Annotated in this window: 21 protein-coding genes and 3 pseudogenes; 9 read left to right on the plus strand and 15 right to left on the minus strand. The window is 73.3% G+C overall.

The features are described from left to right. Nucleotides 1-46 precede the first annotated feature (46 nt). Entirely contained in the window at nt 47-1,747 is a 1,701-nt protein-coding gene (locus tag HN013_RS22250) for an acyl-CoA dehydrogenase family protein (protein WP_171168944.1), read from the minus strand. Nucleotides 1,748-1,921: 174 nt separating this feature from the next. Here HN013_RS22250 and HN013_RS22255 point away from each other — a divergent pair, with 174 nt between their 5' ends. From HN013_RS22255 to HN013_RS22265, 3 genes are read left to right on the plus strand one after another with little or no spacing between them, the layout of a single operon-like run. Beyond that, nucleotides 1,922-2,623 carry a response regulator transcription factor gene (locus tag HN013_RS22255; RefSeq protein WP_171168947.1) on the plus strand — a complete coding sequence of 234 codons (702 nt, stop codon included), beginning with the start codon at nt 1,922-1,924 and terminating at the stop codon, nt 2,621-2,623. Nucleotides 2,624-2,634: 11 nt separating this feature from the next. Next, entirely contained in the window at nt 2,635-4,158 is a 1,524-nt protein-coding gene (locus HN013_RS22260; protein ID WP_171168949.1) for an ATP-binding protein, read from the plus strand. Next, nucleotides 4,155-4,661, plus strand: a complete 507-nt coding sequence (locus HN013_RS22265) for a GerMN domain-containing protein (RefSeq protein WP_171168951.1) — start codon at nt 4,155-4,157, stop codon at nt 4,659-4,661. The genes HN013_RS22260 and HN013_RS22265 overlap by 4 nt, the downstream gene beginning before the upstream one ends. Before the next feature lie 11 nt (nt 4,662-4,672). Here HN013_RS22265 and HN013_RS22270 read toward each other — a convergent pair whose 3' ends face one another. The 3 genes from HN013_RS22270 to HN013_RS22280 all read right to left on the minus strand — a co-directional run bounded on the left by HN013_RS22270 (nt 4,673) and on the right by HN013_RS22280 (nt 7,713). After that, nucleotides 4,673-4,909, minus strand: a complete 237-nt coding sequence (locus HN013_RS22270) for a hypothetical protein (RefSeq protein ID WP_171168953.1) — start codon at nt 4,907-4,909, stop codon at nt 4,673-4,675. Between the two features lie 221 nt (nt 4,910-5,130). Continuing rightward, nucleotides 5,131-7,395 (minus strand): cation-translocating P-type ATPase, encoded by a 2,265-nt coding sequence (locus HN013_RS22275; protein WP_171168955.1) that lies wholly within the window; start codon nt 7,393-7,395, stop codon nt 5,131-5,133. 78 nt (nt 7,396-7,473) lie between these two features. Next, the gene (locus tag HN013_RS22280; protein WP_171168956.1) at nt 7,474-7,713 is read right to left on the minus strand and encodes a heavy-metal-associated domain-containing protein; all 240 of its coding nucleotides are present in this window, start codon (nt 7,711-7,713) and stop codon (nt 7,474-7,476) included. Nucleotides 7,714-7,948: 235 nt separating this feature from the next. Here HN013_RS22280 and HN013_RS22285 point away from each other — a divergent pair, with 235 nt between their 5' ends. Beyond that, nucleotides 7,949-8,956, plus strand: coding sequence for a hypothetical protein (locus tag HN013_RS22285; protein WP_171168958.1), 1,008 nt, complete (start codon nt 7,949-7,951; stop codon nt 8,954-8,956). 85 nt (nt 8,957-9,041) lie between these two features. Here the strand turns inward: HN013_RS22285 and HN013_RS22290 are convergent, their stop codons facing one another. The 5 genes from HN013_RS22290 to HN013_RS22310 all read right to left on the minus strand — a co-directional run bounded on the left by HN013_RS22290 (nt 9,042) and on the right by HN013_RS22310 (nt 14,940). Then, nucleotides 9,042-9,587 carry an SUKH-4 family immunity protein gene (locus tag HN013_RS22290; RefSeq protein WP_171168960.1) on the minus strand — a complete coding sequence of 182 codons (546 nt, stop codon included), beginning with the start codon at nt 9,585-9,587 and terminating at the stop codon, nt 9,042-9,044. 196 nt (nt 9,588-9,783) lie between these two features. Continuing rightward, nucleotides 9,784-10,308, minus strand: coding sequence for an adenylyl-sulfate kinase (locus tag HN013_RS22295; RefSeq protein ID WP_171168962.1), 525 nt, complete (start codon nt 10,306-10,308; stop codon nt 9,784-9,786). 70 nt (nt 10,309-10,378) lie between these two features. After that, nucleotides 10,379-11,242 carry an SCO6745 family protein gene (locus HN013_RS22300; protein ID WP_171168964.1) on the minus strand — a complete coding sequence of 288 codons (864 nt, stop codon included), beginning with the start codon at nt 11,240-11,242 and terminating at the stop codon, nt 10,379-10,381. A gap of 99 nt (nt 11,243-11,341) precedes the next feature. After that, nucleotides 11,342-12,205, minus strand: coding sequence for an ABC transporter permease (locus HN013_RS22305; RefSeq protein ID WP_171168965.1), 864 nt, complete (start codon nt 12,203-12,205; stop codon nt 11,342-11,344). Further along, nucleotides 12,202-14,940 carry an alpha/beta fold hydrolase gene (locus HN013_RS22310; protein ID WP_171168967.1) on the minus strand — a complete coding sequence of 913 codons (2,739 nt, stop codon included), beginning with the start codon at nt 14,938-14,940 and terminating at the stop codon, nt 12,202-12,204. Before HN013_RS22310 ends, HN013_RS22305 begins: the two co-directional genes overlap by 4 nt. 273 nt (nt 14,941-15,213) lie before the next feature. Between HN013_RS22310 and thrS the strand changes: the two are divergent. Together thrS and HN013_RS22320 are read left to right on the plus strand one after the other, a co-directional pair. After that, nucleotides 15,214-16,444 (plus strand): annotated as a pseudogene (gene thrS / locus HN013_RS22315) (threonine--tRNA ligase). Between the two features lie 37 nt (nt 16,445-16,481). Next, nucleotides 16,482-16,868 (plus strand): IS5 family transposase, encoded by a 387-nt coding sequence (locus tag HN013_RS22320; RefSeq protein ID WP_171168969.1) that lies wholly within the window; start codon nt 16,482-16,484, stop codon nt 16,866-16,868. Between the two features lie 114 nt (nt 16,869-16,982). On the opposite strand, the pseudogene HN013_RS22325 reads toward HN013_RS22320, so the two are convergent. Continuing rightward, nucleotides 16,983-17,093, minus strand: a pseudogene (locus tag HN013_RS22325) (IS5/IS1182 family transposase); the annotation flags it as partial. Between the two features lie 448 nt (nt 17,094-17,541). Here HN013_RS22325 and HN013_RS22335 point away from each other — a divergent pair. Continuing rightward, nucleotides 17,542-17,982, plus strand: coding sequence for a hypothetical protein (locus HN013_RS22335; RefSeq protein WP_171168972.1), 441 nt, complete (start codon nt 17,542-17,544; stop codon nt 17,980-17,982). On the opposite strand, the gene HN013_RS22340 is transcribed toward HN013_RS22335, so the two are convergent. Then, nucleotides 17,968-18,516 (minus strand): hypothetical protein, encoded by a 549-nt coding sequence (locus HN013_RS22340; protein ID WP_171168974.1) that lies wholly within the window; start codon nt 18,514-18,516, stop codon nt 17,968-17,970. The two genes, HN013_RS22335 and HN013_RS22340, sit on opposite strands and share 15 nt — an antisense overlap. Before the next feature lie 519 nt (nt 18,517-19,035). Next, nucleotides 19,036-19,827, minus strand: coding sequence for a replication-relaxation family protein (locus tag HN013_RS22345; RefSeq protein WP_312018682.1), 792 nt, complete (start codon nt 19,825-19,827; stop codon nt 19,036-19,038). Between the two features lie 341 nt (nt 19,828-20,168). On the opposite strand from HN013_RS22345, the gene HN013_RS22350 reads away from it, so the two are divergent. Beyond that, nucleotides 20,169-21,224 (plus strand): type II toxin-antitoxin system Phd/YefM family antitoxin, encoded by a 1,056-nt coding sequence (locus tag HN013_RS22350; RefSeq protein WP_171168975.1) that lies wholly within the window; start codon nt 20,169-20,171, stop codon nt 21,222-21,224. Between the two features lie 19 nt (nt 21,225-21,243). Here the strand turns inward: HN013_RS22350 and HN013_RS22355 are convergent, their stop codons facing one another. After that, a complete protein-coding gene (locus tag HN013_RS22355) occupies nt 21,244-21,564 on the minus strand; it encodes a hypothetical protein (RefSeq protein WP_171168978.1) in 321 nt (106 codons plus the stop codon). Nucleotides 21,565-21,876: 312 nt separating this feature from the next. Between HN013_RS22355 and HN013_RS22360 the strand changes: the two genes are divergently transcribed. Further along, nucleotides 21,877-22,449 (plus strand): hypothetical protein, encoded by a 573-nt coding sequence (locus HN013_RS22360; RefSeq protein WP_171168980.1) that lies wholly within the window; start codon nt 21,877-21,879, stop codon nt 22,447-22,449. Between the two features lie 126 nt (nt 22,450-22,575). On the opposite strand, the gene HN013_RS22365 is transcribed toward HN013_RS22360, so the two are convergent. Beyond that, complete coding sequence (locus HN013_RS22365) at nt 22,576-25,611, minus strand: glycoside hydrolase family 38 C-terminal domain-containing protein (protein WP_171168983.1); 3,036 nt, start codon at nt 25,609-25,611, stop codon at nt 22,576-22,578. A gap of 9 nt (nt 25,612-25,620) precedes the next feature. Next, nucleotides 25,621-25,959: pseudogene (locus tag HN013_RS22370) on the minus strand (endo-beta-N-acetylglucosaminidase); the annotation flags it as partial.

Raw genomic sequence — 25,959 nt, forward strand, 5'->3', positions numbered from 1 at the left:
ATCGTTTCACCCTATCGGCCGGGCCGTGGCCGCCCCCCGGCGCCTGTCACACGTCCTTCGCCACCGCCCGTTCCAGGATCGCCCCCAGGTCGGCCCCGGTCGGCAGGGTGCCGAAGGCCTGACCCCAGTCGCCGTCCAGCCGGGAGGCGCAGAACGCGTCGGCGACGGCGGGAGCGGAGTGCCGGACGAGGAGGCTGCCCTGGAGGACGAGGGTGAACTGCTCGGCGAGGCGGCGGGCGGTGAGCTGGGCGCGGTGGGGGTCGTCGAGGGTGGTGAGGAGGGTGCGCAGCCGGGCGGTGGCCGCGTCGAGGCGGGGGTCCGCGCCGGCGGCGGCGTCGACCTCGGCGAACCAGGCCTCCAGGGCCTCCGGTTCCCGGGTGAGGACGCGGAGGACGTCGAGGGCCGAGACATTGCCGGAGCCCTCCCAGATGGAGAGCAGCGGGGCCTCCCGGTAGAGGCGGGGCATGCCGGACTCCTCGACGTAGCCGTTGCCGCCCAGGCACTCCAGCGCCTCGGCCGCGTGCGCGCTGCCGCGCTTGCACACCCAGTACTTGCCGGCCGCGAGGGCGAGCCGGCGCAGGGCGCGTTCCCGGGTGTCGCCGGCCTCCGCCCGGTCCAGGGCGGCGGCCAGGCGCATGGCCAGGAGCGTGGCGGCCTCGGACTCGACGGCCAGGTCCGCCAGGACGTTGCGCATCAGCGGCTGGTCGATCAGCTCGGCGCCGAAGGCGCGGCGGTGCGCGGTGTGGTGCAGCGCCTGCCGCAGCCCGGCGCGCATCCCGGCGGCGGAGCCGATGACACAGTCGAGCCGGGTCATGTTGACCATCTCCACGATGGTCCGTACGCCGCGTCCGGGCTCGCCGACGGGCCAGGCCACGGCCTGCTCGTACTCGATCTCGGCCGAGGCGTTGGAGCGGTTGCCCAGCTTGTCCTTCAGCCGCTGGAGGCGCAGGGCGTTGCGGGTGCCGTCCGGCAGGACGCGCGGCATGAGGAAGCAGGTGAGGCCCTGCTCGGCCTGGGCGAGCACCAGGAAGACGTCGCTCATGGGCGCCGAGGTGAACCACTTGTGCCCGGTGATCAGATACGTTCCGTCGCCGGTCGGGACGGCCGCGGTGGTGTTGGCGCGGACGTCCGAACCGCCCTGCTTCTCCGTCATCGACATGCCGGCGATCAGCCCGCGCTTGGCGAGCGGCGGCCGCAGCCCGTAGTCGTACTCCCGCGAGGCGAGCAGCGGCTCGTAGACGGCGGCCAGGTCGGGCTGGGCGCGCAGGGCGGGGACGGCGGCGTTGGTCATGGAGACGGGACAGCCGTGGCCGGGCTCGGCCTGGGCCCAGACATAGAACTTGGCCGCGCGCACCAGGTGGGCGCCGGCCCGCCCGTCCGTCCAGGGGGCGGCGTGCTGCCCGCTCTCCACGGCGGCGGCCATCAGCCGGTGCCAGGCGGGGTGGAACTCGACCTCGTCGACGCGGTGGCCGTACCGGTCATGGGTCCGGAGCACCGGCGGGGACGCCTCGGCCATCCGCGCCCAGTCCTGCACCTCGTCCGAGCCCGCCCGCTCCCCGAGCTCCCGCACCTCCGCCTCGCCCCAGGCCCCGCCGTCCCGGCGCAGCGCCTCCAGCAGCGCGGGGTCGTCGGCGGTGGTGAAGCCGGTCAGGGGCGGGGCCTGGTTGAAGACCTCATGCGTGCTCACGACGACCTCCGGATCACTGCGGTGGTGGTGCTTGACGGGGTACGGACAACCGACGGTCATTATCCCGCCGCGGACTGTTCCGGAAGGGGAGTCCGGTGAAGTGGGAGGAGAAAGACGAGGAGTGAGGCTGGAGGGAGGGGAGTCGCGGGAGGTGAATATGAGCAATCGGTGACAGTTCCCGGCTCGCGACCGCATCCGGCGCGTTGATGTGCTTACCCGATCGATACTGTCCGTATGTCACGCGTGCTTCTGATCGAGGACGACCGGGCGGTACGGGAAGGGGTCACCCTCACCCTGCGCCGCCGCGGTCATGAGGTCGAGGCCGCGGCGACCGGTGAGGCCGGGCTCGCCGCGCTCGGCGCCTTCCGGCCCGATCTCGTCCTGCTCGATCTGATGCTCCCCGACATCAGCGGCTTCGAGGTCTGCCGCCGGATCCGCACCACCCAGCAGCTCCCGATCATCATGCTCACCGCCCGCGGCGACGACATCGACGTCGTCCTCGGACTGGAGGCGGGCGCCGACGACTACATCGTCAAACCGGCCCGCGGCGAGGTCCTGGAGGCCCGCATCCGCGCGGTCCTCCGCCGCGCCGCCCCCGTCGACGGCGGACCGGACGCCGTGCCCGCCGCCCAGGCCGCCGAGGTCCACGGCGACCTGGTCGTCGACCGCGCCGGGCTGCTGGTCTCCAAGCACGGCCAGGACCTCGCGCTCGCGCCCTCCGAGATGAAGCTGCTGCTCCACCTCTCCGCCACCCCCGGCCGGGTCTTCAGCCGCCAGCAGCTTCTGGAGCACGTCTGGGAGCACAGCTACCACGGTGACGCCCGGCTGGTGGACGCCTGTGTGATGCGGCTCCGCACCAAGGTCGAGGACTCCACGCGGTCGCCCCGCTACATCCAGACCGTGCGCGGCTTCGGCTACCGGTTCGGGCCGTTGTGAGACGTCCCGCGTTGCGACGTCCCTCCGCGAGGCGCCCGGAGCCCGCCGGGGACCGGGCGCCGGCCACGTCCCGGCGGCCCGCCCTGCGCACTCTGGCCCGCGGTCTGCGCGCCCGGCTCGTGGTCGCGTTCCTGCTCGTCGCCGCGCTGAGCGCGCTCGCCACCGCGGCCCTCACCTTCCGGGAGGCCCGCACCGCGATCCTCCAGCGCACCCAGGACACCTCGGTCGACGCCCTGCGCGGACAGGTCAACTCCCAGGTGCCCGATCTGTCCTTCCCGCCCGGCACCGAGGCCCTCACCAAGTTCGCGACGAACCTCAACCGGGCCGGCGCGGCGTCCCAGCGCTGGATCGTGCACACCCGCTACCGCAACGGGCCCATGGTGCCGGCCCTCAGGCCCGGTGAGGACGGCGTCATCGGGACCGGGGTGCGCAAGAAGGTGCAGGCCGGGATCTCCGCCGTCCAGCGCATCGAGGACAACGGCAGGCCCTGGCTCGTCATCGGCCTGCCCGTCACCTACAGCGACGACCAGAAGCAGCCCTCCGGCCTGGAGGTCTTCGCGCGGGTACCGCTCCGCGAGGACGAGGCCAACGTCCGCGCCCTCGTCAACGCCGCCCAGAGCGGGGCACTGCCCGCCGTCGCCCTCGCCGTGGTGCCGGCGCTCATCGCCGCGAGCGGCGTCCTCCGGCCCGTCCGCGAACTGCGGCGCGGCGCCCAGCAGATCACGGAGGGCGCCCTCGACACCCGGCTCAAGGTCACCGGCCGCGACGAACTCGCCGACCTCTCAAGGACGTTCAACGGCATGGCCGCCGCGCTGGAGGAGAATGTCGCCGAACTCCGCCGCATGGAGGCCAACGCGCGACGCTTCGCCGCCGACGTCTCGCACGAACTGCGCACCCCGCTGGCCGCCATGACCGCCGTCGTCGACGTGCTCGACGAGGACGCCGCCACGTTCGACCCGGACACCGCCCACGCCGTCCGGCTGATCAGCGAGGAGACGGGGAAGCTCGCCCGCATGGTCGAGGACCTGATGGAGATCTCCCGCTTCGACGCGGGCGCCGCGGCCCTGCACCTCGACGAGGTCGACGTGGCCGAGAGCGTTCGCAAGACCCTCCAGGCCCGCAACTGGCAGGACAAGGTCACCGCCGACCTGCCCGAGAGCGTGCGGGCCCGGCTGGACGCCCGGCGCATCGACGTCGTGATCGCCAACCTCGTCGGCAACGCCCTGCGGCACGGCGGGGAGCCGGTGCGGGTGGCGGTCCGCACGGAGGACACGGACGGTACGGGCGAGCGGCTGCTCATCGAGGTCGCCGACCGCGGCGAGGGCATCGACCCCGAGGTCCTGCCCCACGTCTTCGACCGCTTCTACAAGGCCGACGCCGCCCGGGCCCGCTCCGAGGGCAGCGGCCTCGGCCTCGCCATCACGCTGGAGAACGTCCGGCTCCACCACGGGACCGTCCGGGCCGCCAACGCGCCCGGGGGAGGAGCGGTGTTCACCGTGGACCTCCCGCTGCGCACAGGAGGTGACGAGGAGTGAGGGCACGACGCGGACTGGCCGCGGTGCTCCTGCTGGGCACGCTCGCGGGCTGCGGCATCGAGCCGACCGAGGTCATCGAGTTCGGCCAGCCGGCCACGGGCGTCAAGCGGCCGGGCGGCCCTGGCTGGCAGGCCCGGCTGTACTTCGCCGCGGTCAGCGACGTCATCGGCGTCCCCCGGCCGGCGGACGGCCCGGTGGGCGCGGAGGACGCGGTGCGGCTGCTGCTGGACGGGCCCAACGAGGCGGAGGGCATCCGGGGCCTCTACAGCGAGGTCCCGAGGAAGCCCGGGCCCGGGACGGACGTCGTGGTCACGACGGGCCAGGGGCGGGTCGACATCCGGCTGCCGGTGGACGTCACGGGCCTCACGCGGATCGCGCGGAACCAGCTGGTGTGCACCGCGGCCCACAACGAGGTGCCGGGAGCGGTGCCGTGGAACCGGGTGAAGGTGACGCTCTCCGGAGGCGGGAAGAAGCTGAACGGCCTGGAGTGCGACCGGCTTTAGGGGGTGCTTGCTCACCGGTCGGGGAAGACCGGCGCCGGCGCCGTGCCGTTCCGCACCACGACGACGCTCCCCGCGTGCCCGCCGTCGGTCCGCCCTTCCCTCGGGCCGTCCTCCGCCGGGGCGCTCGCCGCGGTGCTCCGGCCGACGGCCTCCGCGGTGACCGCGGCGGTCAGGGTGCCGGCGAAGCCGAAGACGGTGACCGCGACCAGTGCCGTGATCCTGTTCCTGTGCAGTTGCGGCAGTGCCATGGCGTCGTCCCGTCCCTTTGTTCCGTCTGTTCCGTGTCGCTCGGTCGTGCTGTGAGTCGTGCTGTCAGTCGTGTTGTCAGTCGTGCTGTCACCGGGAGAGACGCGTCGGACGGTGCGGAGGATCCCGTTGTTACGGATTCATCACGAGCCCGACGCACGGACGCCGGACCGGACGGAATCCGTCCGGTCCGGCGTCCGCGCGTCGCGTGCGCCGCCCGCCCTCAGCCGGCCGCGCGGAAGCTCCGCAGCCGCAGGCTGTTGCCGACGACGAAGACCGAGGAGAAGGCCATCGCCGCCCCCGCGATCATCGGGTTGAGCAGCCCGGACGCGGCCAGCGGCAGGGCGGCCACGTTGTAGGCGAAGGCCCAGAAGAGGTTGGACTTGATGGTCCCCAGCGTCCGGCGGGAGAGCCGGATCGCGTCCGCCGCGGCCCGCAGGTCGCCCCGGACGAGCGTGAGGTCGCCCGCCTCGATGGCCGCGTCGGTCCCGGTGCCCATCGCCAGCCCCAGGTCGGCCTGGGCCAGCGCCGCCGCGTCGTTGACGCCGTCACCGACCATGGCCACCGAACGTCCCTCGGCCTGCAGTCGCTTGACGACATCCACCTTGTCCTCGGGCAGCACCTCGGCGATCACCTCGTCGATGCCCACCTCGGCGGCCACGGCCTCGGCCACCGCCCCGTTGTCACCGGTCAGCAGGATCGGGGTCAGGCCCAGCGCCCGCAGCCGCCGCACGGCCTCCGGGCTGGTCTCCTTCACCGCGTCGGCGACCTCCAGGACCGCCCGCGCCGCTCCGTCCCAGGCCACCAGGACGGCCGTCCGGCCCGCCGCCTCGGCCGCGTCCCGCGCCGCAGCCAGCTCCCCGGGCAGCGCCATCGCCCACTCGACGAGCAGCTTCTCCCGCCCGACGAGCACCGCGTGCCCGTCGACGACGCCCTGCACCCCGAGCCCGGGCACGTTGGCGAAGTCCTCCGGCACCGGCAGCGCGCCGACCCGTTCCGCGGCGCCCGCCGCCACCGCGCGGGCGATCGGGTGCTCGGACGCGTGCTCCAGCGCCCCGGCCAGCCGCAGCACCTCGTCCTCCGCCGTGCCCGCGACCGCGGTGACGCCCAGCAGGGTCATCCGGCCGGTGGTGACGGTCCCGGTCTTGTCCAGGACGATCGTGTCCACGCCGCGCGTGGTCTCCAGCACCTCGGGACCCTTGATGAGGATGCCCAGCTGCGCTCCGCGCCCGGTGCCGACCATCAGCGCGGTCGGGGTGGCGAGACCCAGGGCGCACGGGCAGGCGATGATCAGCACGGCCACGGCGGCGGTGAACGCGGCGGTCAGCCCGGCGCCGCTCAGCAGCCAGAAGGCGAGCGTGCCCAGGGCCAGCGCGATGACCACGGGGACGAAGACGGCCGAGATCCGGTCGGCGAGCCGCTGCGCCGCGGCCTTGCCGTTCTGGGCGTCCTCCACCAGCCGCGCCATCCGCGCCAGTTGGGTGTCCGCGCCGACCCGGGTGGCCTCCACCACCAGCCGGCCGCCCGCGTTGATCGTCGCGCCGGTGACCGCGTCGCCCACGCCCACCTCGACGGGCACGGACTCGCCGGTCAGCATCGAGGCGTCCACGGCCGAACTTCCCTCCACCACCGTGCCGTCGGTGGCGATCTTCTCCCCGGGCCGGACGACGAAGCGGTCGCCCACCGCGAGTCGCTCCGTGCGGATCAGCACCTCGCGGCCGTCGCGGAGGACCGTCACCTCCTTGGCGCCCAGCTCCAGCAGCGCCTTGAGCGCGGCACCGGCCTTGCGCTTGGAGCGCGCCTCGAAGTAGCGGCCGGCCAGGATGAAGGCGGTGACCCCGGCCGCCGCCTCCAGGTAGATGTTCTCCGCTCCGTCGCCGCGCGCGATCGTCAGCTCGAAGGAGTGCGTCATCCCGGGCATCCCGGCGTGCCCGAAGAACAGTGCCCACACCGACCACAGGAACGCGGCCGACGTGCCCAGCGAGATCAGCGTGTCCATGGTGGCCGCGCCGTGCCGGGCGTTGGTGAACGCGGCCCGGTGGAACGGCCAGGCGGCGTAGGTGACGACCGGTGCGGTCAGGGTCAGGGACAGCCACTGCCAGTACTCGAACTGCCAGGCCGGCACCATGGCCAGCACCACCACCGGCACCGCGAGCACCACGGCGGTGATCAGCCGCTCGCGCAGCGGGCGCAGCTCGTCCGGCCCGCCGTCCCCTCCCCCGCCCTCTCCCCGGGCCTCGGAGCGCGCGGGCGCGGGGGGCTCCGCCGTGTAGCCCGTGGCCTCGACCGTGGCGATCAGGTCGGCCACCGTGACGTCGGCCTCATACGTGACCTGCGCCTTCTCGGTGGCGTAGTTGACGGTGGCCGCCACCCCGTCCATGCGGTTGAGCTTCTTCTCGACGCGGGCCGCACACGACGCGCAGGTCATACCGCCGATGGCGAGTTCGACCCGGGCTGTGCCGGAGGTCCCGGTGGTGGTGCTGGGCATCGCTGCTCCTGTGGCTGGGGAGTGTGCCGGGTCCGGTGGGAGCGGGCCCGGCGGGGACGTCGCGCGGAGTGGCGGGGGTCAGGCGCGGCCGGTGAGCTCGTATCCGGCGTCGTCCACGGCGTCGGCGACCAGGGTGTCGTCGGGTTCGCCGGACGTGGTGACCATGACGCGGCCGGCGGGCACGTCGACCGTCACGGCCCGGACCGCGTCCAGGGCACCGACCGCCCGGGTGACCGCGGTCTCGCAGTGACCGCAGCTCATACCGGAGACGGCGTAGACGGTGGTGACGGCGGGGGTGGCGATGTTCGGCGACGACATGGGGTGCCTCCTGGTGCGCTGGTCGGTTCCTGTGAGGATCTTATACCCCTGGGGGGTATCTCTTGAACATCTTCATATATACCCCCAGGGTGTATGGGGTGCAAGGGTGGGCGGGCGCCGGAATTGGCGCCTCCAGGGGGTATGTGGTGATTGGGCCCCACTCATGTGATCCACTGTTGCCTCGCCGCGCACGCCGCGGTGCACAGCCATGGGGGGCACACATATGCGATATCTGATGATCCAGAACGCGCTGACACAGGCGGTACGCCTGAGCGCCGGCCTGGCCTGCGCCGCCACCGTGGTGGCGTTCGGCTGGGCGCTCGGGATCGACCACCAGCCGGCGCCGCACACCGGCGTCCTGGTCTGCGTCTGGACGGCGGCGGGGGCCGCGCTCCTCCGGGCGGTCCTGCTGTGGGTCCGCCGGATCCACGGCCGGCGCGGGCCCCGGCGACGGGCCGGCCGGGTCTCCCTGGAGAAGGACCCGCTCGGGGACCTCGGGAGCCGGCACCTGTTCGACGAGGTGCCGTACGAGTCGGACGGGTGGATCAAGACCCGGCAGCTCGCCACGCACGTCCTGCTCCTGGTGGCCGGCATGACCGCCGCCACCTTCCTGGCCCTGCCGGGCCGCGACAGCCAGCAGGCCGCGCTCCAGCGCGCGGGCGCCCAGGTCGCCACCGCCACCATCGCGGAGCCGCCGCGCGTCGTCGACACCTTCTACGACGATGACGTCCCCGACCGCGTCACCGGGTACTCCAGCCGCCTGCGGGTCACGGTCCCCGGCGGCCCCGCCCGGCTCCCCGTCGGACCGATCCGCACCAATGAGCGCCTGCGGGCGGGCGAGCACATCAAGGTGCTGTGGTCACCGTCCGATCCCGCCCTCGGCGCCTACCACGGCACCTCCTCGGAGCTGCGGCAGCTGGCGGACGGCGGGTGGCGGGTGGACCTGCTGGACGGATCCGCGGGAGTCTGGGCGGGCATCGCGGTCGTCTTCGGGCTGTGCATGCTGCCCTGGGTCTTCACGTTCGCCCTGGGGGTGGACACGGACCTGCTGAGCGAAAGCGCCTGGTCACCGGTCGGCCAGTCGCTGCGCGCCCTCGTCTTCCTGGCCGTGGCCTACGGCTGCACGGCGGCCCTCTCCGGGGATCCGGCCCATGGCTTCCAGGCCCTCTGCCTGGGCGGCAGCTGGCTCCTGCTCCCCGGGATGATCTTCGCCCCGGTCTACCGGATGGTGAAGGACGGCTGACGCCGACGAAGGCCGGACGGCCGCCGCGCTCCTGCTACGGCGCGGACGCCTACCCGGCCTCCGCGCCCGCCCGCGCGACCCGCCGTCACCAATTCGACTCGTCGAGGGCAGCCTCGATCACAAAATGCCACGGTGACAGTTCGCCCATGGCGGGCGGATCCAACGCCGCGAGTCGGTCGGTCAGTCGGCGGATATGAGGGAGGGGTGAATCGTCCCCCGCGGCGGCCGCACGTCCCAATTCGATTTCGTGCAGGAACTCGATGAAGAATTCAAGGGTGCTGTTGATCAACGGTGGATCAAGGTTGGGGCGATCCAGGATCACAAGGAGGACCTGGCCGCTTCCGCCGTCCAGGCAGGCGCTGCCGGCTCCAAATTGGGCGATCTTGAACAACTGTGCCAAGTGGGGTGGTGCCGACTCTCCGTAGCGTGCGTACACTTTGGACAGTTTTGGTATGGAAGAGGTGATTTCCGAGTGCACCATCACGATATCCATGAGGGCGGGCGGCAGTCCGATCTCGGCCAGTGCTTTTTGTGCTGAACGTGAATGTATTTCATGGGGAATCCGCTCGCGTGGGACGATGCGGATGCGGTTCGTACCGAATGCGCTTCGCAGCTGATCTGTAGTGACCACGATGGCTTTCCTCCGATATTCAATATTCAGCCACGCCTGACCGTTTCCAGGCGTGCAGCTCGCTTCAGGGACGGTCTGGGGCGGGCTGAACCTTCACCTGGGAAAGCCGGCCTTCGACCTCTTGAGCAGCGTCGGAACTGCTCGTCGTTCAGCACTCGTTCGGCGCGGCTCGCCCCACGCGGCGGCACCGGTCCTTCTACCAGCCCGTGGCCGTCACCACCTCGCACGCGACCTCCAGCACCGACCTCCCGTCGGTGGCCACCGTGACCGTGTCCGGCGGCGCGTGCTCCGCCAGCCGGCGCGCCGCCCGCGCGCTGCGTTCGAGGTGGACGGCGAGCTGGGTGCCGGTCTCGCGGAGGCCGAGCCGGGCGGCGGCCGTCTCGTTCGTGGCGGTGAGGAGCACCTTGACGAGACGGAGCGAGTCGCCGCCGAGCGCGCGGCGGAACATGTCCTCCTCCAGCACGCTCACCGTGTTGGTGTAGATCAGCCGGCGATGGCCGAGCGCGGTGAAGTTCGCCCACACCGCGGCCAGGTTCCGCTCCGTGAGGGCCGAGCGGTGCGGGTCCGTCGGGGGCGGCGGGACCACGTGCCCCAGGTAGTCGCCGTCCAGGACGCAGTGGGTGACGCCCGCCGCGTCGAGCAGTTCCGAAACCTCCCACCCCACCGTGGACTTGCCGACGCCGGAGCGTCCTCCGATCAACAGAGCCTCGTACCGTGCCATGCGGGTGATACTGGCGCAGGGGATCACCCGCCGACACCCGAATATCCGGATCGGACGCGGGACGGCGCGGTCAGCGGGCGGCGACCCCCGGCTCCGGCAGCCCGATGGGGTTGGGGAACCGCAGCTCACCCGCGCAGGCCAGGGCCAGGGGAGTGAGGACGTCCGTCAACTCCCGTACGCCGTCGGGCGCGACGCCCCGCCACGGCCGCGCCGCCGCCCGGTCCGTCGCCTCCTCGACCGCCGTGTGCAGCCGCCGCCCCTCCTCGGTGGCGGTGCCGTCCGGGGCGAGCAGCCCGCGGTCGGCCAGCCGGCGGGCCGCCGCCTCCCACTCGTCGTCCGTCCAGCCGCGGAAGGGCTGGAGCTCGGAGCGCGGGATGTCGAGGCCGGTGCGCAGGACCAGGGACTCGCAGCCGTCCAGCCCCGCGGCGACGAGGGCCGCCACATGGCCGTCCCCGCGGTGCTCGCGCAGCAGGGTCGCGGCGTGCCACAGCCGGTCGAGGGGGTCGACGGGGAAGCCCAGCGCCATGTTGGCGGCGCTGAGCACCCGGCCGCTGCAGTCCGGTTCGCGGAGGTACCCGGCGAGCAGATCAGCGGCTCTCCCCACCTCCGCGTCCCGCCCGGCGAGCAGCCGGCGCAGCGCGTGCCGCGCCCCGGCGCGCCGTAGTTCCAGGGCGCGGCCGGGGGAGACGAACTCCCAGACGGAGGGCAGCGCGCGGGCCACCATGGCCGGGGCGAAACCGAAGAACGAGGCCGCCACCGGCTCCGGGCCGACCGGACCGAACGGCGCGGCGCGGCCGGCGAAGTAGCCGCGCCACCAGCCGCGCAGCCCCGCCTCCTCGTAGGCGGCCGACGCCTCGGGGGCGAAATAGGTGACGGCGTGCACCGGTTCGGCCAGCTGCCAGAAGGTGCGGGCTGCGGCGGCTGCTGCGTCCATGGGGGGAACCTCCGTACGAGGGGAGCTCACGCGGGCACGGGCCAGCCTGGCAGAACGCCGCGCCGGCCCGTCACGAGGGGCCCGTACCGCGACCGGCCGTCAGGACACCACGTCCTTCGCCCGGAAGTGCCGGAAGGCGAGCGCGAAGAGCACCATCGCGTACGCCGTCGACACCGCCGCGCCCTTGATCATGCCGCCCCACTCGGCGTGCGGCTGGAGGATGTCCGCCCACGCGTACTGCCAGTGGGCGGGCAGCAGGTCGCGCCAGTGGCCGAGCGCGGTGACCGCGTCCAGGACGTTGCCGAGGACGGTCAGGCCCATCGCCCCGCCGACCGCGCCGAGCGGCGCGTCCGTCACGGTCGACAGCCAGAACGCCAGGGCCGCCGTGACCAGTTGGCTGACGAAGACGTAGAGGACGACGGCCGCCAGCCGGGCCACCGCCGTGTCGGCCGGGAGCGACCCGCCGGTGGGGATCCGCAACGGCCCCCACCCGTACGCCGCTGTGCCCGCCGCCAGCGCCACCAGCGGCAGCAGCAGGATCGCCGCCGCGCTGAAGCCCAGGGCCACCGTCAGCTTGCTCAGCAACAGCCGGACCCGGGGCACGGGCGCGGCCAGCAGATAGCGCAGCGACGACCAGCTCGCCTCCGACGCCACGGTGTCGCCGCAGAACAGGGCCACGGGCACCACCAGCAGGAAACCGGCCGAGACGAACACGGCCGTGGCCGCGAAGTTGGCCCCGGACGCCGTGGCGGTGTCCATCAGCGTCACCCGCCCGTCGCGACCGCCCGACCGCCCGCCGATCGCGAACGCCGCGATCAGCACGAACGGCAGGACGGCCAGGATCCCGCCGACCACCAGGGTGCGCCGCCGCCGCAACTGCCGCGCCGCCTCGACCCGCAGGGGCAGCGTGCGCCCCGCGCGGTAGCCGGGCGCGGCCGCCCGCGCCGTGCTCGTGCCGTTCATGCCTGGCCTCCGATCAGGGTCAGGAACGCGTCCTCCAGCCGCCGGTGCGGGCCCACGCCCGTCACGGGAATCTCCAGCCGGATCAGTTCCACCAGCAGTTCCGGGGTGCTCGCACCGTCGAGCCGCACCAGCAGCCCCGCGTCCACGCGCACGGCCGAGGCCACACCGGGCAGGGCGGCCACCTTCTCCGCGACCACCTCGGACACCTCGCCCTCCACCCCGACCAGCAGCGTCTCTCCCGCACCGGTGATCTCCGCGACCGGCCCGGCCGTCACCAGCCGCCCCCGGTCCATCACCACGAGGTGGGTGCAGCTCTGCTCGACCTCGGCCAGCAGATGGCTGGAGACGATGACCGTGCGCCCGGCCGCCGCGTAACGGATCATCACCTCGCGCATCTCCCGGATCTGCGGCGGGTCGAGACCGTTCGTCGGCTCGTCCAGGATCAGCAGGTCCGGCAGGCCGAGCATGGCCTGGGCGATCGCCAGCCGCTGCCGCATGCCCTGCGAGTACGTGCGGACGGCGCGTTCCAGCGCCGGGCCGAGCCCGGCGATCTCCAGGGCCTCCTCGACGTGCGCGTCCTCCGCCGGGCGGCCCGTGGCCCGCCAGTACAGGTCCAGGTTGGCCCGGCCGGACAGGTGCGGCAGGAACCCCGCGCCCTCCACGAACGCCCCCACCCGCGACAGCACGGGCGCGCCGGGCCGGATCGCCCGGCCGAAGACGCGCACCTCACCGCCGTCGGGGCGGATCAGCCCCATGAGCATCCGCAGCGTCGTGGTCTTGCCCGCGCCGTTCGGCCCCAGCAGACCGAGCACCTGGCCGCGCTCGACCCGGAACGACAGGTCGCGGACGGCGTACCGGTCCGCCGACTTGGCGTACCGCTTGCTCAGCCCGCTGATCTCCAGCGGGACGTCCGCCAGCGCCGGGTCGGGCGGCGGTACGGACGTCCGCCGCCGGCCGGTGACCAGCAGCGCCACCGCCACGACCGCGCCCGCGGCCGGCAGGCCCCACGTCCACCAGGGCAGGGCGGCCGAGCCGGTCCGCACGTCCGGCGCGGTGGGGACGCTCAGGTCCCGCCCGGCGAGGGAGACGGTGTACGTGGCCGGCGCGATGGGCGAGGCGTGACCGAGGTCGGTCGAGGAGAGCACCAGCCGCATCCGGTGCCCGGCCTCGAAGATGTGGTCGACGGCCGGCAGCCGCACCTCGACCGTCCGGCCGCCCTTGGCGTCGGTGACCCGCAGCGGGGTGACGAGCTGCCCGGGCAACTGCTGCCGCCCGTCCGGCCCCACGTCGTACACCTTCGCGAACAGCACCGCCTCGCCGCTGTCCGAGGCCACCCGCACCCTGGCGCTCGGCGACCCGGTGACGCGCACGCTCTCCGTGAGCTCCGGCGAGTCGAAGCGCGCGTACTGGCCCGGGAAGTCCAGCGACACCCCGAGGCCCAGACCGGACAGGCGCGAGACACCCCCCAGCCCCGGCACGGAGGACACGGCGGGCGGCGCGGCCCCCGCCGGATTGCCGAAGCGCTGCTCCCGGCCGGTCAGCGGCACGGGCTGTGGGTCGTTCCGCAGCCCCGGGTACCGGCCGCCGCTCGCGCCGCGCAGCCGCGCCCTGCCGTCGGTGGTGTCGAGGCCGCCGGTCCGGCTGACCCGGAACGCCGGACCGGTGTCCGCGCCCTCGTCGCCCTTGAGGTAGCGGTCGAACCAGGCGCGGGTGCGGTCCGCGATCCGGTCGTCCTCCTCGGAGCCGCCGGCGTCGTGGCCACCCGCGATCCAGTCGACGGCGACGGGCGCGCCGTTGCGGGCGAGCGCCTCGGCCGCCCGGTCGGACTCGCCGAGCGGGAAGAGCGAGTCGCTCTGCCCCTGGACGAGCAGGGCGGGCACCTTGATGCGCCGCGCCATGGCCGAGGGGCTTCGGCGGTCGAGCAGTTCACGGGCGCGCGCGTCCGGCTTCCCGGCGACGGCCACCCGCTCGTACATCGCGCACAGCTCCGGGTCGAACCGGCCGCACCCGCCGCCCGCGGCCGGGCCGGGCGGCTTCCCGCCGGGACCCGACGCGGCGGCCGAGGTGGAGCCGGTGGTGAAGAAGACGCCCGCCCACAGCTTCTTGAACACGTCGTTCGGGAAGAGCGAATCGGCCAGGTTCCAGTAGGTGATCTGCGGGGCGACGGCGTCGACGCGCTTGTCGTGCCCGGCCGCCAGCAGGGCGACGGCGCCGCCGTACGAGGCACCGGCGATCCCCACCCGGGGGTCGCCCTTCCCGTCCAGCCGCACCTCGGGCCGTTCGGCCAGCCAGTCGATCAGCCGGCCGACGTCCGCGACCTCGCGGTCCGGGTCGTTCAGCCCGATCCGGCCCGACGAGTCGCCGAAGCCGCGTGCCGACCAGGTCAGCACCGCGTACCCGGACCGGGCCAACTCCTCCGCCCGGTCCCGCAGCTCGTCCTTGTCACCGCCGAACCCGTGCGCCAGCAGCACGGCCGGTCTGCGGCCCGGGCCGCCGGAGGTGAAGAACGACGTGTCGACGCGGACCGTCGCGCCCTTCTCTCCCGCTCCTCCCGCTCCTCCCGTCCCTCCCGTCCCGGACTCGGGCATCGTCAGGAACCGGTCCTCGCGGTGCACCGGCGGGTCGCCGCCGGTGGCCGCCGCCACGGTCCAGGTACCGGCACCGGCGAGGACGCCGACGGCGACCGCGGCGGCGGCCAGCCGCCCGCGCCGACGGCGGGGCATACGCAGCTTCATGCGGGAATGCTATGCGGGACCGCTTCCGAGCTGTGCGGACGGTTCCTCTCCGCGCGGTGTGGGGCGGGTGGGAGGCCCGCTGCGCGCGCTGTCCTCGAACGCCGGACGGGCTGAAGTGCTGGCGTGACCGGCATGAAGCGCGCCGACTGCACCTCACGACGACGCCGGAGACGGTCCCGGCGCGCTGACAGCTGTCTTTGTCCGAAGCCCCGGGGCGAGTGCCCCGGGGCTTCGTCATGTGGTCACTCGCCTCGTCCACCCGAGGCGACCACCGTGCACGACCACCGCCGACTCGGCCGTGAGCTCGACCTGTTCGACACCGACCCGCTCATGGGCGCGGGGCTCCCGTACTTGCTGCCCGACGGCGCGGCCGTGCGGCACGCCCTGGAGGAGTACGTCCGGGACGCCGAACGCCGGGCGGGCTACCGGCACGTGTACTCGCCCGTGCTGGGCAAACGGGAGCTCTACGAGATCTCGGGCCACTGGTCCCACTACGACGACGACATGTTCCCGCCGATGGACCTCGGCGGCGAACAGGTCGTCCTGCGGCCCAGCATGTGCCCGCACCACGCCCTCATCTACCGCTCCCGCCCCCACAGTTACCGCGAACTGCCGCTGCGCATGGCCGAACTGGGCGGCATGTACCGCTCCGAACTCTCGGGCGTCCTCGGCGGCCTGACCCGGGTCCGCGCCATCCAGCTCAACGACGGACACATCTTCTGCGCCCCGGACCAGGCGGCCGAGGAGGCCGCGGGCGCCCTGGAACTCATCCGCCGCGCCTACGCGGCGCTGTGCATCGCCCCGGCCCGCTACCGGCTCTCCCTGCCCGGTCCCGGCGGCAAGTACGTGGACGCGCCGGAGCTGTGGGAGCGGTCCGTCGCGCTGCTCACCGAGGTCCTCGACGGCTCGGGCCTGCCCTACGAGGCGGCCGAGGGGGAGGCCGCGTTCTACGGCCCCAAGATCGACGTCCAGATCGCCGACGCGGCGGGCCGCGAGTCGACCCTGTCCACCGTGCAGATCGACTTCCACCAGCCCGAGCGGTTCGACCTGCACTACATCGGCGCGGACGGCGCCAGGCGCCGGCCGGTGATGGTCCACCGGGCCGTCATCGGCAGCGTGGAGCGGGCGGTCGCCCACCTCATCGAGGTGCACGGCGGCGCCTTCCCCGCCTGGCTCGCCCCCCGTCCAGCTGGTCCTCCTCCCCGTATCCGAGGCGGAGTTGCCCGCCGCGGGGGCGCTCGCCCGCCGGTGCGTCGCCCTCGGGCTCCGCGCCGAGGTCGCCGCACCGGACCGCGGCACCCTCGGCGCCCGCGTGCGGGAGGCCCGGCTCGTGCCCTACCAGGCCGTCATCGGCCCCAGGGAGGCCGCCGTCCGACAGCTCGCCGTCCGGCTGCGCGACGGACGTCGGCTCGCGCCGCTGCCCGCCGACGCGGTACTGGCCCGGATCGGGGCCCAGGTCGCGGCGCACCGCACCGACCTGTGGGACGAACCGGTGCGCGCCTAGGCTATTTCCTTCGGGTCATCTGATTGTTGGTTGTTGTGTGTCGTCGGCCGACGCCCGGTGGGCGAGGGTCGAGCCGTTGCTGCCGGACCGGACTCCGAAGCGGGGTGGGTGGTGGCGGGATCACCGGCAGGTGATCGACGCGATCGCGTTCACGTTCCGCACCGGCACGCCGTGGATGGGCCTGCCCGGGCGTTTCGGCTCCTGGAAGGGGGCCCACAGCCGGTTGCGGAAGTGGGCCGCCGACGGCACCTGGGAAAGGGGCTTCACCGCTCTGCTTGCCCAGGTCGAAGGCGACGTCGACTGGGTCGTCGCGGTCGACTCCACCATCGTCCGCGCCCACCAGCACGCCGCCGGAGCCCGTCATAAGGGGCCCCGGCCGGCGAGCCGGACGGCCACGCCCCCGGACGCTCCCGCGGCGGACTGACCACCAGGACCCACCTCGCCGCCGCCAGCCGCTGCCGTCCGCCGGCCTTCGTCCTCACCTCCGGCCGGTGAGGCGACGCGCCCGCATTTCCTCAGGTCATGGCTCGTCCGCGGGTGGGATCACTGCCCGGATCCCGCGCCGGCGGAGATGGGCGCGGATCGCCCGGGACGAGCAGGCCTTGTCGGCCAGGACCATCTCCGGAGTGGTCCTGGGCCGGCCGACCGGCCGGGGCAGGATGCCCAGGTCGGAGAGCCAGCCGGTCAGCTGCTGGCGCAGGGTGTCCGTCTCCGCCGCCACGTAGAGCGTGTGCTCCTGGCCCTCGGTGCGGTCCAGGCGAAACCAGTCGGGCATCTCGCTGATGAACGCGCCCACGTCGGGCCAGGCCGGCGGCACGTGGACCTCGCGGACGGTGTCGATCAGCTCGGGGAAACGGCCCTCGCGGCGAGCCTGCGCCAGCTGGGCGGACAGGCGCCGGTACATCGGCGCCGTGTGCGGCAGCGCGCCCACGGACACCAGCCGGTACATCACCTGTCGCAGCGTGACCTTCAACGGCGCGTACCCGTTCACGATCTCCCGTGCCTGGCCCACCACGACCGGCCACCGCACCCGCTCCGTCATACCGGTACTCGGCCTCCCACCGCCCGGCCGACACGAGCCGGGGCGTTGAACAGGTATGGATCCTCATGCTCTCGGCCGGGTCGGCACGCCGCTGCACCGGGCCCACGCCACGCTTGACGCCACGGACGCCGTCCAGGAGCTGGCCAGTGACAGGGCGCAAACGGTGGTGGGCAGCGGGCTCGGCGAGGCGCGCGAGCTGGTCGGACAGGCCCGCGCCCACGTCCTGGTCGTCTATGCCCTCGCGCATCTGCGGATCGGCCTGCCGCAGAACCGCCCGGCGCGTATCCACGACGCGTACACGGCGCTGGCGAGCGCGGCGGACGAACTCGGGGTGACCACCGGCGCCTCGCCGCCGAGCCGCAGCCCGTCAGCACGGGCCTTGACGTACAGGGCAGGCCAGCGGGTCTCGGCTCCTGGCGGGCAGGCGGCCACCAGGGCCTCGCTGCTGTCGGCGACGACGCGCAGCGCGTGCTCGCTCCGCTTATGGGCGGCTTGAGGTAGTGGCGTGTTCGGCGCGACGGGCCACGGCGCGCAGTACCTCGATCCTGATGTATGCCGCCCCGCCCAGCTGGATGAGCAGCCAGTAGGCCCGGAAGGCGCGCCGGGCATGGGCATCGGTGGAGTGCACCCGGGTCTCGAACGACAAGAGCGAGCCGCCTGCATCGGGGACGACGCGCAGGCTCAGGGCGGCTTTGGCCCAGCCCGGCTCGTCAAACGCGATGAACGCCGCGACGTCTCCCGGAACGACCGGGCCGAGCTGGGGGCGGGTCTTCCAGAACCGGGCGACCATGCCCTTGACCAGCTCCTCGCCGTCCACGGTGACCAGGGTGGGCGTGGGGAAACTGTCGACGAACGGCCCCTCGACCCGGCCCCGGCCACCCAGACGCAGCCGCATCAGCGTCCGGTAGACGGGCAGTTCCCCGGCGGTGACCTCGGTCAGTGCCCGCCACACGGTTGCAGGGTCCGCCGGGATCCGCTGGGCGAACCGGGAGCGAAGGTCGTAGGCGGGAAGCAGGCGGTCGAGTTCCATCGCATCACTCCGGATAGACCGAGCCCGACAGCCACTCCGCATCCGGTCCCATGCCGCGCCCGGCCAGGCCCGGGGACCAGGCCCCAGGACGCGCGCCCGGGTTTCGGCAGACGCCTGTCCGGACGGGCCGTCACGACACCCGCGCGGACACCACACCCTCCGGCCGGTGCTACCGCATAACGGAGCCGGGCCCTTCTGGACCGCACCCGTCAGGGACACGGAGCAGCAGGGCCCGGACCCGCAAAGCTATCGGTTCACGCACACACCGATCCCGCGGACACTCCCGTTCCCCCACGGCATGGCCAGATGTCACCCGATAAGCGTGGCTCCCTACTTCATCCCGCCAGGAACAGGCCCCCTCCTCCGCGACAGCCCGTCCGGGACGTCCGGCGGGGTGGGCACCGCCTCAGCGCGGCCCGGCCGGGCTGGGCGAGCCGCCGTCCGGGGGCGGCTTGCCCAGGCTCCCCTTGGGCTTGCCCAGCAGCTGCGGCAGGCCGCGCCGTCGGCCCGCCGCCACGTTCACCGCGGTGCCGGGAGCGCGGCCAGAGGCCGACGGTTCTCACCATCGCCGACAACCCGCCACACCGGCCGTTCGGACCCGTGCGCGGTCAGCAGGGGCAGGGTCGTCGTCGCCACGGTGATCCGCCAGTTCGGCCGGGCGCGGTCGTGGAAGACAGCCTCCCTCGTTGCAGGGGCCGCGCGGCGCCGGGCGGGGGCGAGGACGAACAGCAGCGGCGGGAAGGGACGCTCCAGCGACGGTCCGGCGTAGATCTCCTGCCAGTGGGAGCGCGGAGCGCGGGCGGCGTTGCCACGGCCGGACGTCGGTGCGCTGCGGTAGGCGTCGTAGCGCTCCAGCTTGGCGAGCAGGCGGGCGTAAGACATCGTGCGGTCGATCTCCACGAACGCGTGGGAGCCGTCGGCCAGGAGCATCACACCGTCGGACACCAGAGAGCCCGCCGGGGTGGGAGGGGCGACTTCCACCTGCCAGTCGGCCGGGTCGGCAGCCCCAACGTGGTGGAAGGCGATGACGGTGTCGACCAGGGCGAGGGCATGCTCCCGCAAGCCCGTCCTCGCCGCCGCGCGCTGCCCAGTGGTCCGGCCGGCCTTCGACGCGAGTCCACCGGAGGCAGCGGCTTCGGCCAGGCCCGCCGGGGTGCAGTACCAGTAACTCTGCTGCGCACGGTGGGTCCGGCCCACCAGGCGGTCGTCGAGGAGATTGCGCAGCGCGCGGCGGATGTAGTCCGTGTCCTGGTGGTGCGGCAGCAGGAGCGCCTTGAGCTGGTGGGGCGTGGCCAGGCGGAGCTGGGCCACCGTGAAGAAGCACCCCTTGACCATTGACCAACGTCTGGTCCAACTCGCTAGCCCAACCCCAATACCGCCCCGACACGTACCCTTTCACCCCTTCCACAGCCGTTTTGTCAGTGGCCAGCAACACAACCGTCCGCAGAGCGTGCGCCGCCGAGTGCCGTTGGTTGACGAGGCTGGGGTCTCGAAGCCCCCGGTAGCCGTGTTTCGTGGATTTCTTGTTGGCGGGTTTGTTGACCGCTTGTTGGTGAGTCAGGCCGCACAACGGTGACGCTCTGTGGTGCAGAGGCGGTTCAGCCCCCGCCCCCGGCCCGGCCGCCACATCGCCGCCAGTAAGGTCTCCTCGTATGGACAACGTTGAACTGAGCGACGCCATAGCGGACTTCGCGGGTCTCGTCGGTCGCGTCGAGGAGACCGGCGAGCGGGTGTGTGTCATCGACGGCGGCGAGCCGACGAGTGTGCTCCTCCCCGCGGCGGAACTCGCCGAGCTGGAACACTTCGCCCAACGGGCCCACGACGGCGCGCGACCCCGGCCCGGATCCAGATCGGGGCAGTGGCACCCGTTCGGCCCGGACCAGCAGGGCCCGTACATCCGATACGTGCACGCTGACGGGAGGCGGATGACCTTCGTGCGGGACCGGGTGGTCGTGGCCGAACTGAGGTCCGTGGAGGAGCTCGACTGGCTGGAGGACAGGGCGCGCATGGCCCGCCAGAGCTATATGCCCCCGAAGCAGGCGGCCGCTTTCGAGGAGTTCCTCGCCCGCCAGGGCCCGGTGGGCGACGGCATGGCGTGGATCGCCGGCAGTTGGGCGAACCAAGAGCTCTTCACGGAACTCGTGTTCATCAAGGGACCGACCGCCGAGGACGTCGCCCTCGCCTACGGGGCCGACGCGCAGGACATCGCCGACGGGCTGCTGCTCCACCAGATCAAGGAGCAAGACGCACGGGAGGGCACCGACGATCTCGCCCGCGTGCTGGCCTTCGGGGAGGAGAACGGCTGGACGTGGCTGGGCTACCACGACTTCGACCATGCCTTCTCGCGCTCCCTCGACCCGCCTCCCGAGCAGCAGATCAGGCTCTGCGCGACCATGGGCAAGGCCATTTACGACTTCAGCTACTTGAAGGACGGGGTGTACCAGAACCCCTTCCCCATCGAGGACGGCGACGAAGACCGGCGGGGCATGTACGAGCTCATCTGGTACACCCCGGGGGAAGCGCCGTTCGCCCCGGAAGCGCCGCTGTCCTTCCTCAACCTTCACCTCCGCATCGCGGAGAAGGCAGGCAACTGGACGGACAAATTCGCGCTGTTCTTCGAAGGCCTGGAACGGGCCTTCGGCCTCGCCCTGCCCCGGAACGCGATCACCTCCGGGAACGTACGCTGCGCCCGTCCGGCCCGCCGCTGAACCAGGGGCGCGAGGCGCACTACCGGGACTGCTCGTCGACGTCGCCGAGCGGGTCGTCGTCCCGGTCACCGCTCTGCTCGGCTGGGACGTGGCCGTGCCGTGTGACGACTCCCTCGTGGTGGCAGCACTCGGCCAGCTGCTCCTGGGCATCCTGCGTGTCGACGACGACGCCAGTCCGGCGGCGTCCCCGGGCATTGCCTTGGCCATCATCCGCTTCACTGAGGAGATCCTCACCGAGGAGCACCAGGACGTCGTCGACGTGCTCCGACAGCTGGAGGCTGCCGGCTTGGTACAGGCAGTGCAGGCGCACCCCGCACCCGCTGGTGTGCACCCAGTGCACATCACCGTCGTGTAGTGCGGTACGCCCCGTCGGCCGCGCCCCGAGGGCCGCACCAGCGCACGACCGCCCGCCCGCAGGCCGCGCGCACCCGCGCCGCGGGCGGGCCGCCGCGGCGGTCCCGGAGGAGTCGGACGGCGACCAGCACACTCCGATCATGCCGGAGACCGCGCCGTGGGGGAGCGCCGGTTCCGCCGCGCGGCGGAGATCCCTCCGCCCGGAGGACGAGGCCCCGCCCGCGGGGGCGGCGGCACAGTGGTGTCAGCGCCGGGGGACACCCCGGCGGAACGCCGGACCGTCCGTCAGGAGGACCCCATGCCCCGCACCCGTCGCCCCCTCACCGCCGTCGCCACCGCCCTCGCCGGCTGTACGGCGATCGCCCTGACCGCTGGCGCCACAAGTCCGGCCGCGGCGGACGGATCCGGGAGAGCGGCCGTCACCCGGGCCGCCGACGAGCCGTCGCTCACCGGCACCGGGAAGCTCCTGCGGAAGCCCGGGGACGACGTCCACTTCACCTTCGACGCCCACGGGTTCCTGGACAAGGCCCGCGGCACCGTCCGCGTCAGCCACCACATCGGCAAGGACTGGGGCGGCTATTTCACGGGTCGCATCGACTGCCTGGTCACCGGCGGAAAGGTCGCCGTCGCCACCGCCGTCGTCACCGAGGCGCATTTCGAGAGTGCCCCCGGGCTGCCGAAGATCGGGAACATCAAGGGCAAGCGCTTCGGCTTCACCGTGCTCGACGAGGGCCAAAAGGACCGCCTGGGCTACAGCTGGGCCCTGGACGGACTCCCCAGGAACAGCGTGCCCAAGTGCCTGGGCAGCGCGCCCTTCGAGACCCTGGAGAAGGGGGACTACAAGGTCCACCACTGGATGCCCCGGCACTGATCCGGCGCCGACCGTGCACATGCCGCGGCCCGCGCGGCTGCCGGCCCGCGCCGCCGACAGCGCCGGCGCGCAGGGGGCCGCCCCCCCACCGCACCGGCGCCGCCCACCGCCCCCCACCAACGGCCCCTACCGCCCCCGCTCCACCCGCAGCGTCACGATCTCGAACGCCCGCAGCGCCAGCGTGACGGCGCCGCCGTCTGCGGGCTCGACCGGCTCCAGTGGCCGTTCCAGCAGGTCGCAGCGGTGCACGGCCCCGGCGGGGAAGCCGAACGACAGGTCTGTGCGGGCCCGGCCGCCCAGGGACTCGTAGAGGCGGAGGACGACGTCGCCGCTCGCGTCGTCCGCGAGTTTCACCGCGGACACCACGACCGCCTCGTTGTCCACGTGGACCAGGGGCGCCACCCCGCGGTCGCCCGGCACCCGGCGCTCGGGCAGGTTGACGCGGTAGCCCTCGCAGACGGCGTCGCCGATCCAGGCGCCGGGTACCAGGGCGTAGCCGAAGTGGTGCACGCCCTGGTCCGTGCGGGGGTCGGGGAAGCGCGGGGCCCGGAGGAGGGAGAGGCGGACGGTGGTGGTGGTCCCCGAGGCGGCCGGCTCAGGGCCGCGGGGCGCGCGCGTCACGTCGTAGCCGTACGTCGAGTCGTTGACCAGGGCCGCGCCCCAGCCGTGCTCCTCCACGTGGACGAAGCGGTGCGCGCACGCCTCGAACTTGGCGGCGTCCCAGCTGGTGTTGGTGTGTGTGGGCCGGTGGAGGTGGCCGAACTGGGTCTCCGCCGCGACCCGGTCGGTGTGGACGTCGAGCGGGAAGGCGGCCTTGAGGAACTTCTCCGCCTCGTGCCAGTCGACCTCGGCCGTGAAGTCGACCCGCCGCACCCCCGCCGGGAGGGCGATCCGCTGTTCCACCCGGGACCGGCCGAACGCGCGGACCACCCGGACCGCGCCCTCGTCCGTGAGCTCCATCGAGGTGACGTCCGTGAGGTCCGTGACCGTGTTGCGGTAGAAGCGGTCCACGTCCCAGGCGTCCCACATGTTCGGGAAGTCCTGGTGGAGCTGGAGCAGATTGGCCGCCGCGCCCGGCGGGACCGTCTCGCGGCGGGTCTCCTTGTCGAACACGGAGACGACGAGCCCGCGGCCGTCGACCTCGACCCGCAGCAGCCCGTTCTCCAGGACGTAACCGCCGCCCTCGCGCGCCATGGCCGTCGAGGGCACGGGCCGCAGCGGGCACTCGTCCGGCTTCGCGCCCAGCGCCGGGATGCCACCGCGGCCGTGCGGCGCCGCGTTGAAGACGACCGTGCCACCGGCCGAGGCGTCCCCGGCGAGCGCCGCCAGCGCGTCCTCGACCAGTTCCTCCAGCTCGGCGGCGACCTCGGCGTAGGTGGCGGCGGCCTCCCGGTGCACCCAGGCGATGGACGTGCCCGGGAGGATGTCGTGGAACTGGTGGAGCAGCACGGTCTTCCACAGCCGGTCCAGCCGCTCGTGGGGGTAGGGGAACCCGTTGTGCACCGCGGCCGTCGCCGACCACAGCTCCGCCTCGTGGAGCAGGTGCTCGGCCCGGCGGTTGCCCTGCTTGGTCCGCGCCTGGCTGGTCAGGGTCGCCCGGTGCAGCTCCAGGTACAGCTCGCCGGCCCACACCGGGGCGTCCGGGTACTCGGCGTGCGCCTTCTCGAAGAACGCCGACGGCTTCTCGAAGACGACTCTCGCCGACCCCTCCAGATCCGCCAGCCGCCTCGCCCGCGCCAGCATCTCGCGCGTCGTGCCACCGCCCCCGTCGCCCCAGCCGGTCGGGGCGAGGGAGCGGGTGGCGCCGCCCTTCTCCTGGAAGTTGCGGACGGCGTGGGCCAGTTCGGTGCCCGACAGCTGGGCGTTGTAGGTGTCGATGGGCGGGAAGTGGGTGAAGACACGGGTGCCGTCGAGCCCTTCCCACCAGAACGTGTGGTGCGGGAACTTGTTCATCTGGCTCCACGAGATCTTCTGCGTCAGGAACCACTTCGACCCCGAAAGCCGTACGAGTTGCGGCAGCGCGGCGGAGTAGCCGAACGAGTCCGGCAGCCACACTTCCTCCGTCTCGATCCCGAACTTCTCCAGGAAGAACCGCTTCCCGTGCACGAACTGCCGGGCCAGCGCCTCCGAACCGGGCATGTTGGTGTCCGACTCCACCCACATCCCGCCGACCGGCACGAACCGGCCCTCCGCCACCGCCTTCTTGACCCGCGCCCAGACCTCCGGCCGGTGCTCCTTCACCCACGCGAACTGCTGCGCCTGGGACATGGCGTAGACGAACTCCGGCTCGTCCTCCAGCAGCGCCGTCATGTTGGACGTCGTCCGGGCCACCTTGCGGACCGTCTCCCGCAGCGGCCACAGCCACGCCGAGTCGATGTGGGCGTGCCCGACCGCGCTGATCCGGTGCGCCGAGGCCTGCGCGGGGGCCGCCAGGACACCGGCCAGCCGCTCCCGGGCGTGGGGGGCCGTGCCGCCGACGTCCTGCAGGTCCACGGCGTCCAGCGCCCGTTCCACCGCCCGCAGGATCTCCCAGCGGCGCGGCGCGTCCTCGGGCAGCCCGGTCATCAGCCCGTCCAGGACCTCCAGGTCCTGCACCAGTTCCCACACCTCGGTGTCGAACACGGCGAGGTCCATGCGGCCCAGCCGGTAGCGCGGACGGTCGTCCGCCGTCGTGCGGTCCCCGAGCTCGGTCGGGCGGAACGGCTCGTAGTCGAGGATGACGGGGTTGGCGGCCGCCTCGATGTGCAGCCGCACGTGTTCGCCCCCGGCGACGGGACCGCCCACGCGCACCCACTGGTTGCGCGGGTTGAGCCCCTTCACCGGCGAGCCGTCCGCCCGGTAGACCAGCCCCTCGCACTGGAACCCCGTCATGTTCGGGTCGAACCCCAGGTCCAGCAGGACCTCGACGGTCCGCCCCGCCCACTCCGCGGGAACGGACCCCGTCACCGTGAACCAGCTCGTCCCCCACGCGGGACCCCAGGCGTCCCCCGGCCCGATGGGCGTCCGCGGCGCCGCCAGCCCCTCCGCGACGGGCACGGGCTCGCCGGGGGCGTGCCACACCCCGACGGTCAGCGGCACCGACTCGGGATACACGGCCGGGCGGATGCGCTCGTCCAGCACCCGCCGGAGACGGGCTTCGGTGATCGTGCGGTCGTTGTGCATCGAGTGTCCTTACCGGGAGGTCGGGGTCGGCCAGCGGAACGGAACGACGGCGGGGGCCGAGGAGGCGTACAGCTCGTCCACCGCGCGCACCTCGACGCGCGTGACCGCCTCGCCGGCCGTACGGCGCAGCTCCGGAACGTAGTAGGCATGCCCACACGTGCCGCCGAGGAAGCGGAAGCCCCCGCCGGGCAGGCACTGGCGCACGAGGTGGTGGCGCACGCGGCCGGGGCCCGGCGCCCAGACCAGGCGGAGCCCGGCGGTGCCGTCCGGGCGCACCGCCGCCGCGGTGACCGACGGGTTCCCCGGGCGGGCCGGGCCCGCCGGAGCGCCGTCGCGCACGGCCAGCCG

Source organism: Streptomyces sp. I05A-00742, from assembly GCF_013055795.1.
Classification (GTDB): domain Bacteria; phylum Actinomycetota; class Actinomycetes; order Streptomycetales; family Streptomycetaceae; genus Streptomyces.

What these genes read in the sequence shown, in the direction of transcription:
- HN013_RS22250 (WP_171168944.1), bottom strand. Translation starts at nt 1,747, where the DNA reads ATGACCGTCGGTTGTCCGTACCCCGTCAAGCACCACCACCGCAGTGAT.
- HN013_RS22300 (WP_171168964.1), bottom strand. Translation starts at nt 11,242, where the DNA reads ATGGACGCAGCAGCCGCCGCAGCCCGCACCTTCTGGCAGCTGGCCGAA.
- HN013_RS22305 (WP_171168965.1), bottom strand. Translation starts at nt 12,205, where the DNA reads ATGAACGGCACGAGCACGGCGCGGGCGGCCGCGCCCGGCTACCGCGCG.
- HN013_RS22275 (WP_171168955.1), bottom strand. Translation starts at nt 7,395, where the DNA reads ATGCCCAGCACCACCACCGGGACCTCCGGCACAGCCCGGGTCGAACTC.
- HN013_RS22255 (WP_171168947.1), top strand. Translation starts at nt 1,922, where the DNA reads ATGTCACGCGTGCTTCTGATCGAGGACGACCGGGCGGTACGGGAAGGG.
- HN013_RS22360 (WP_171168980.1), top strand. Translation starts at nt 21,877, where the DNA reads ATGCCCCGCACCCGTCGCCCCCTCACCGCCGTCGCCACCGCCCTCGCC.
- HN013_RS22280 (WP_171168956.1), bottom strand. Translation starts at nt 7,713, where the DNA reads ATGTCGTCGCCGAACATCGCCACCCCCGCCGTCACCACCGTCTACGCC.
- HN013_RS22295 (WP_171168962.1), bottom strand. Translation starts at nt 10,308, where the DNA reads ATGGCACGGTACGAGGCTCTGTTGATCGGAGGACGCTCCGGCGTCGGC.
- HN013_RS22365 (WP_171168983.1), bottom strand. Translation starts at nt 25,611, where the DNA reads ATGCACAACGACCGCACGATCACCGAAGCCCGTCTCCGGCGGGTGCTG.
- HN013_RS22270 (WP_171168953.1), bottom strand. Translation starts at nt 4,909, where the DNA reads ATGGCACTGCCGCAACTGCACAGGAACAGGATCACGGCACTGGTCGCG.
- HN013_RS22285 (WP_171168958.1), top strand. Translation starts at nt 7,949, where the DNA reads ATGATCCAGAACGCGCTGACACAGGCGGTACGCCTGAGCGCCGGCCTG.
- HN013_RS22335 (WP_171168972.1), top strand. Translation starts at nt 17,542, where the DNA reads ATGGATCCTCATGCTCTCGGCCGGGTCGGCACGCCGCTGCACCGGGCC.
- HN013_RS22340 (WP_171168974.1), bottom strand. Translation starts at nt 18,516, where the DNA reads ATGGAACTCGACCGCCTGCTTCCCGCCTACGACCTTCGCTCCCGGTTC.
- HN013_RS22310 (WP_171168967.1), bottom strand. Translation starts at nt 14,940, where the DNA reads ATGAAGCTGCGTATGCCCCGCCGTCGGCGCGGGCGGCTGGCCGCCGCC.
- HN013_RS22350 (WP_171168975.1), top strand. Translation starts at nt 20,169, where the DNA reads ATGGACAACGTTGAACTGAGCGACGCCATAGCGGACTTCGCGGGTCTC.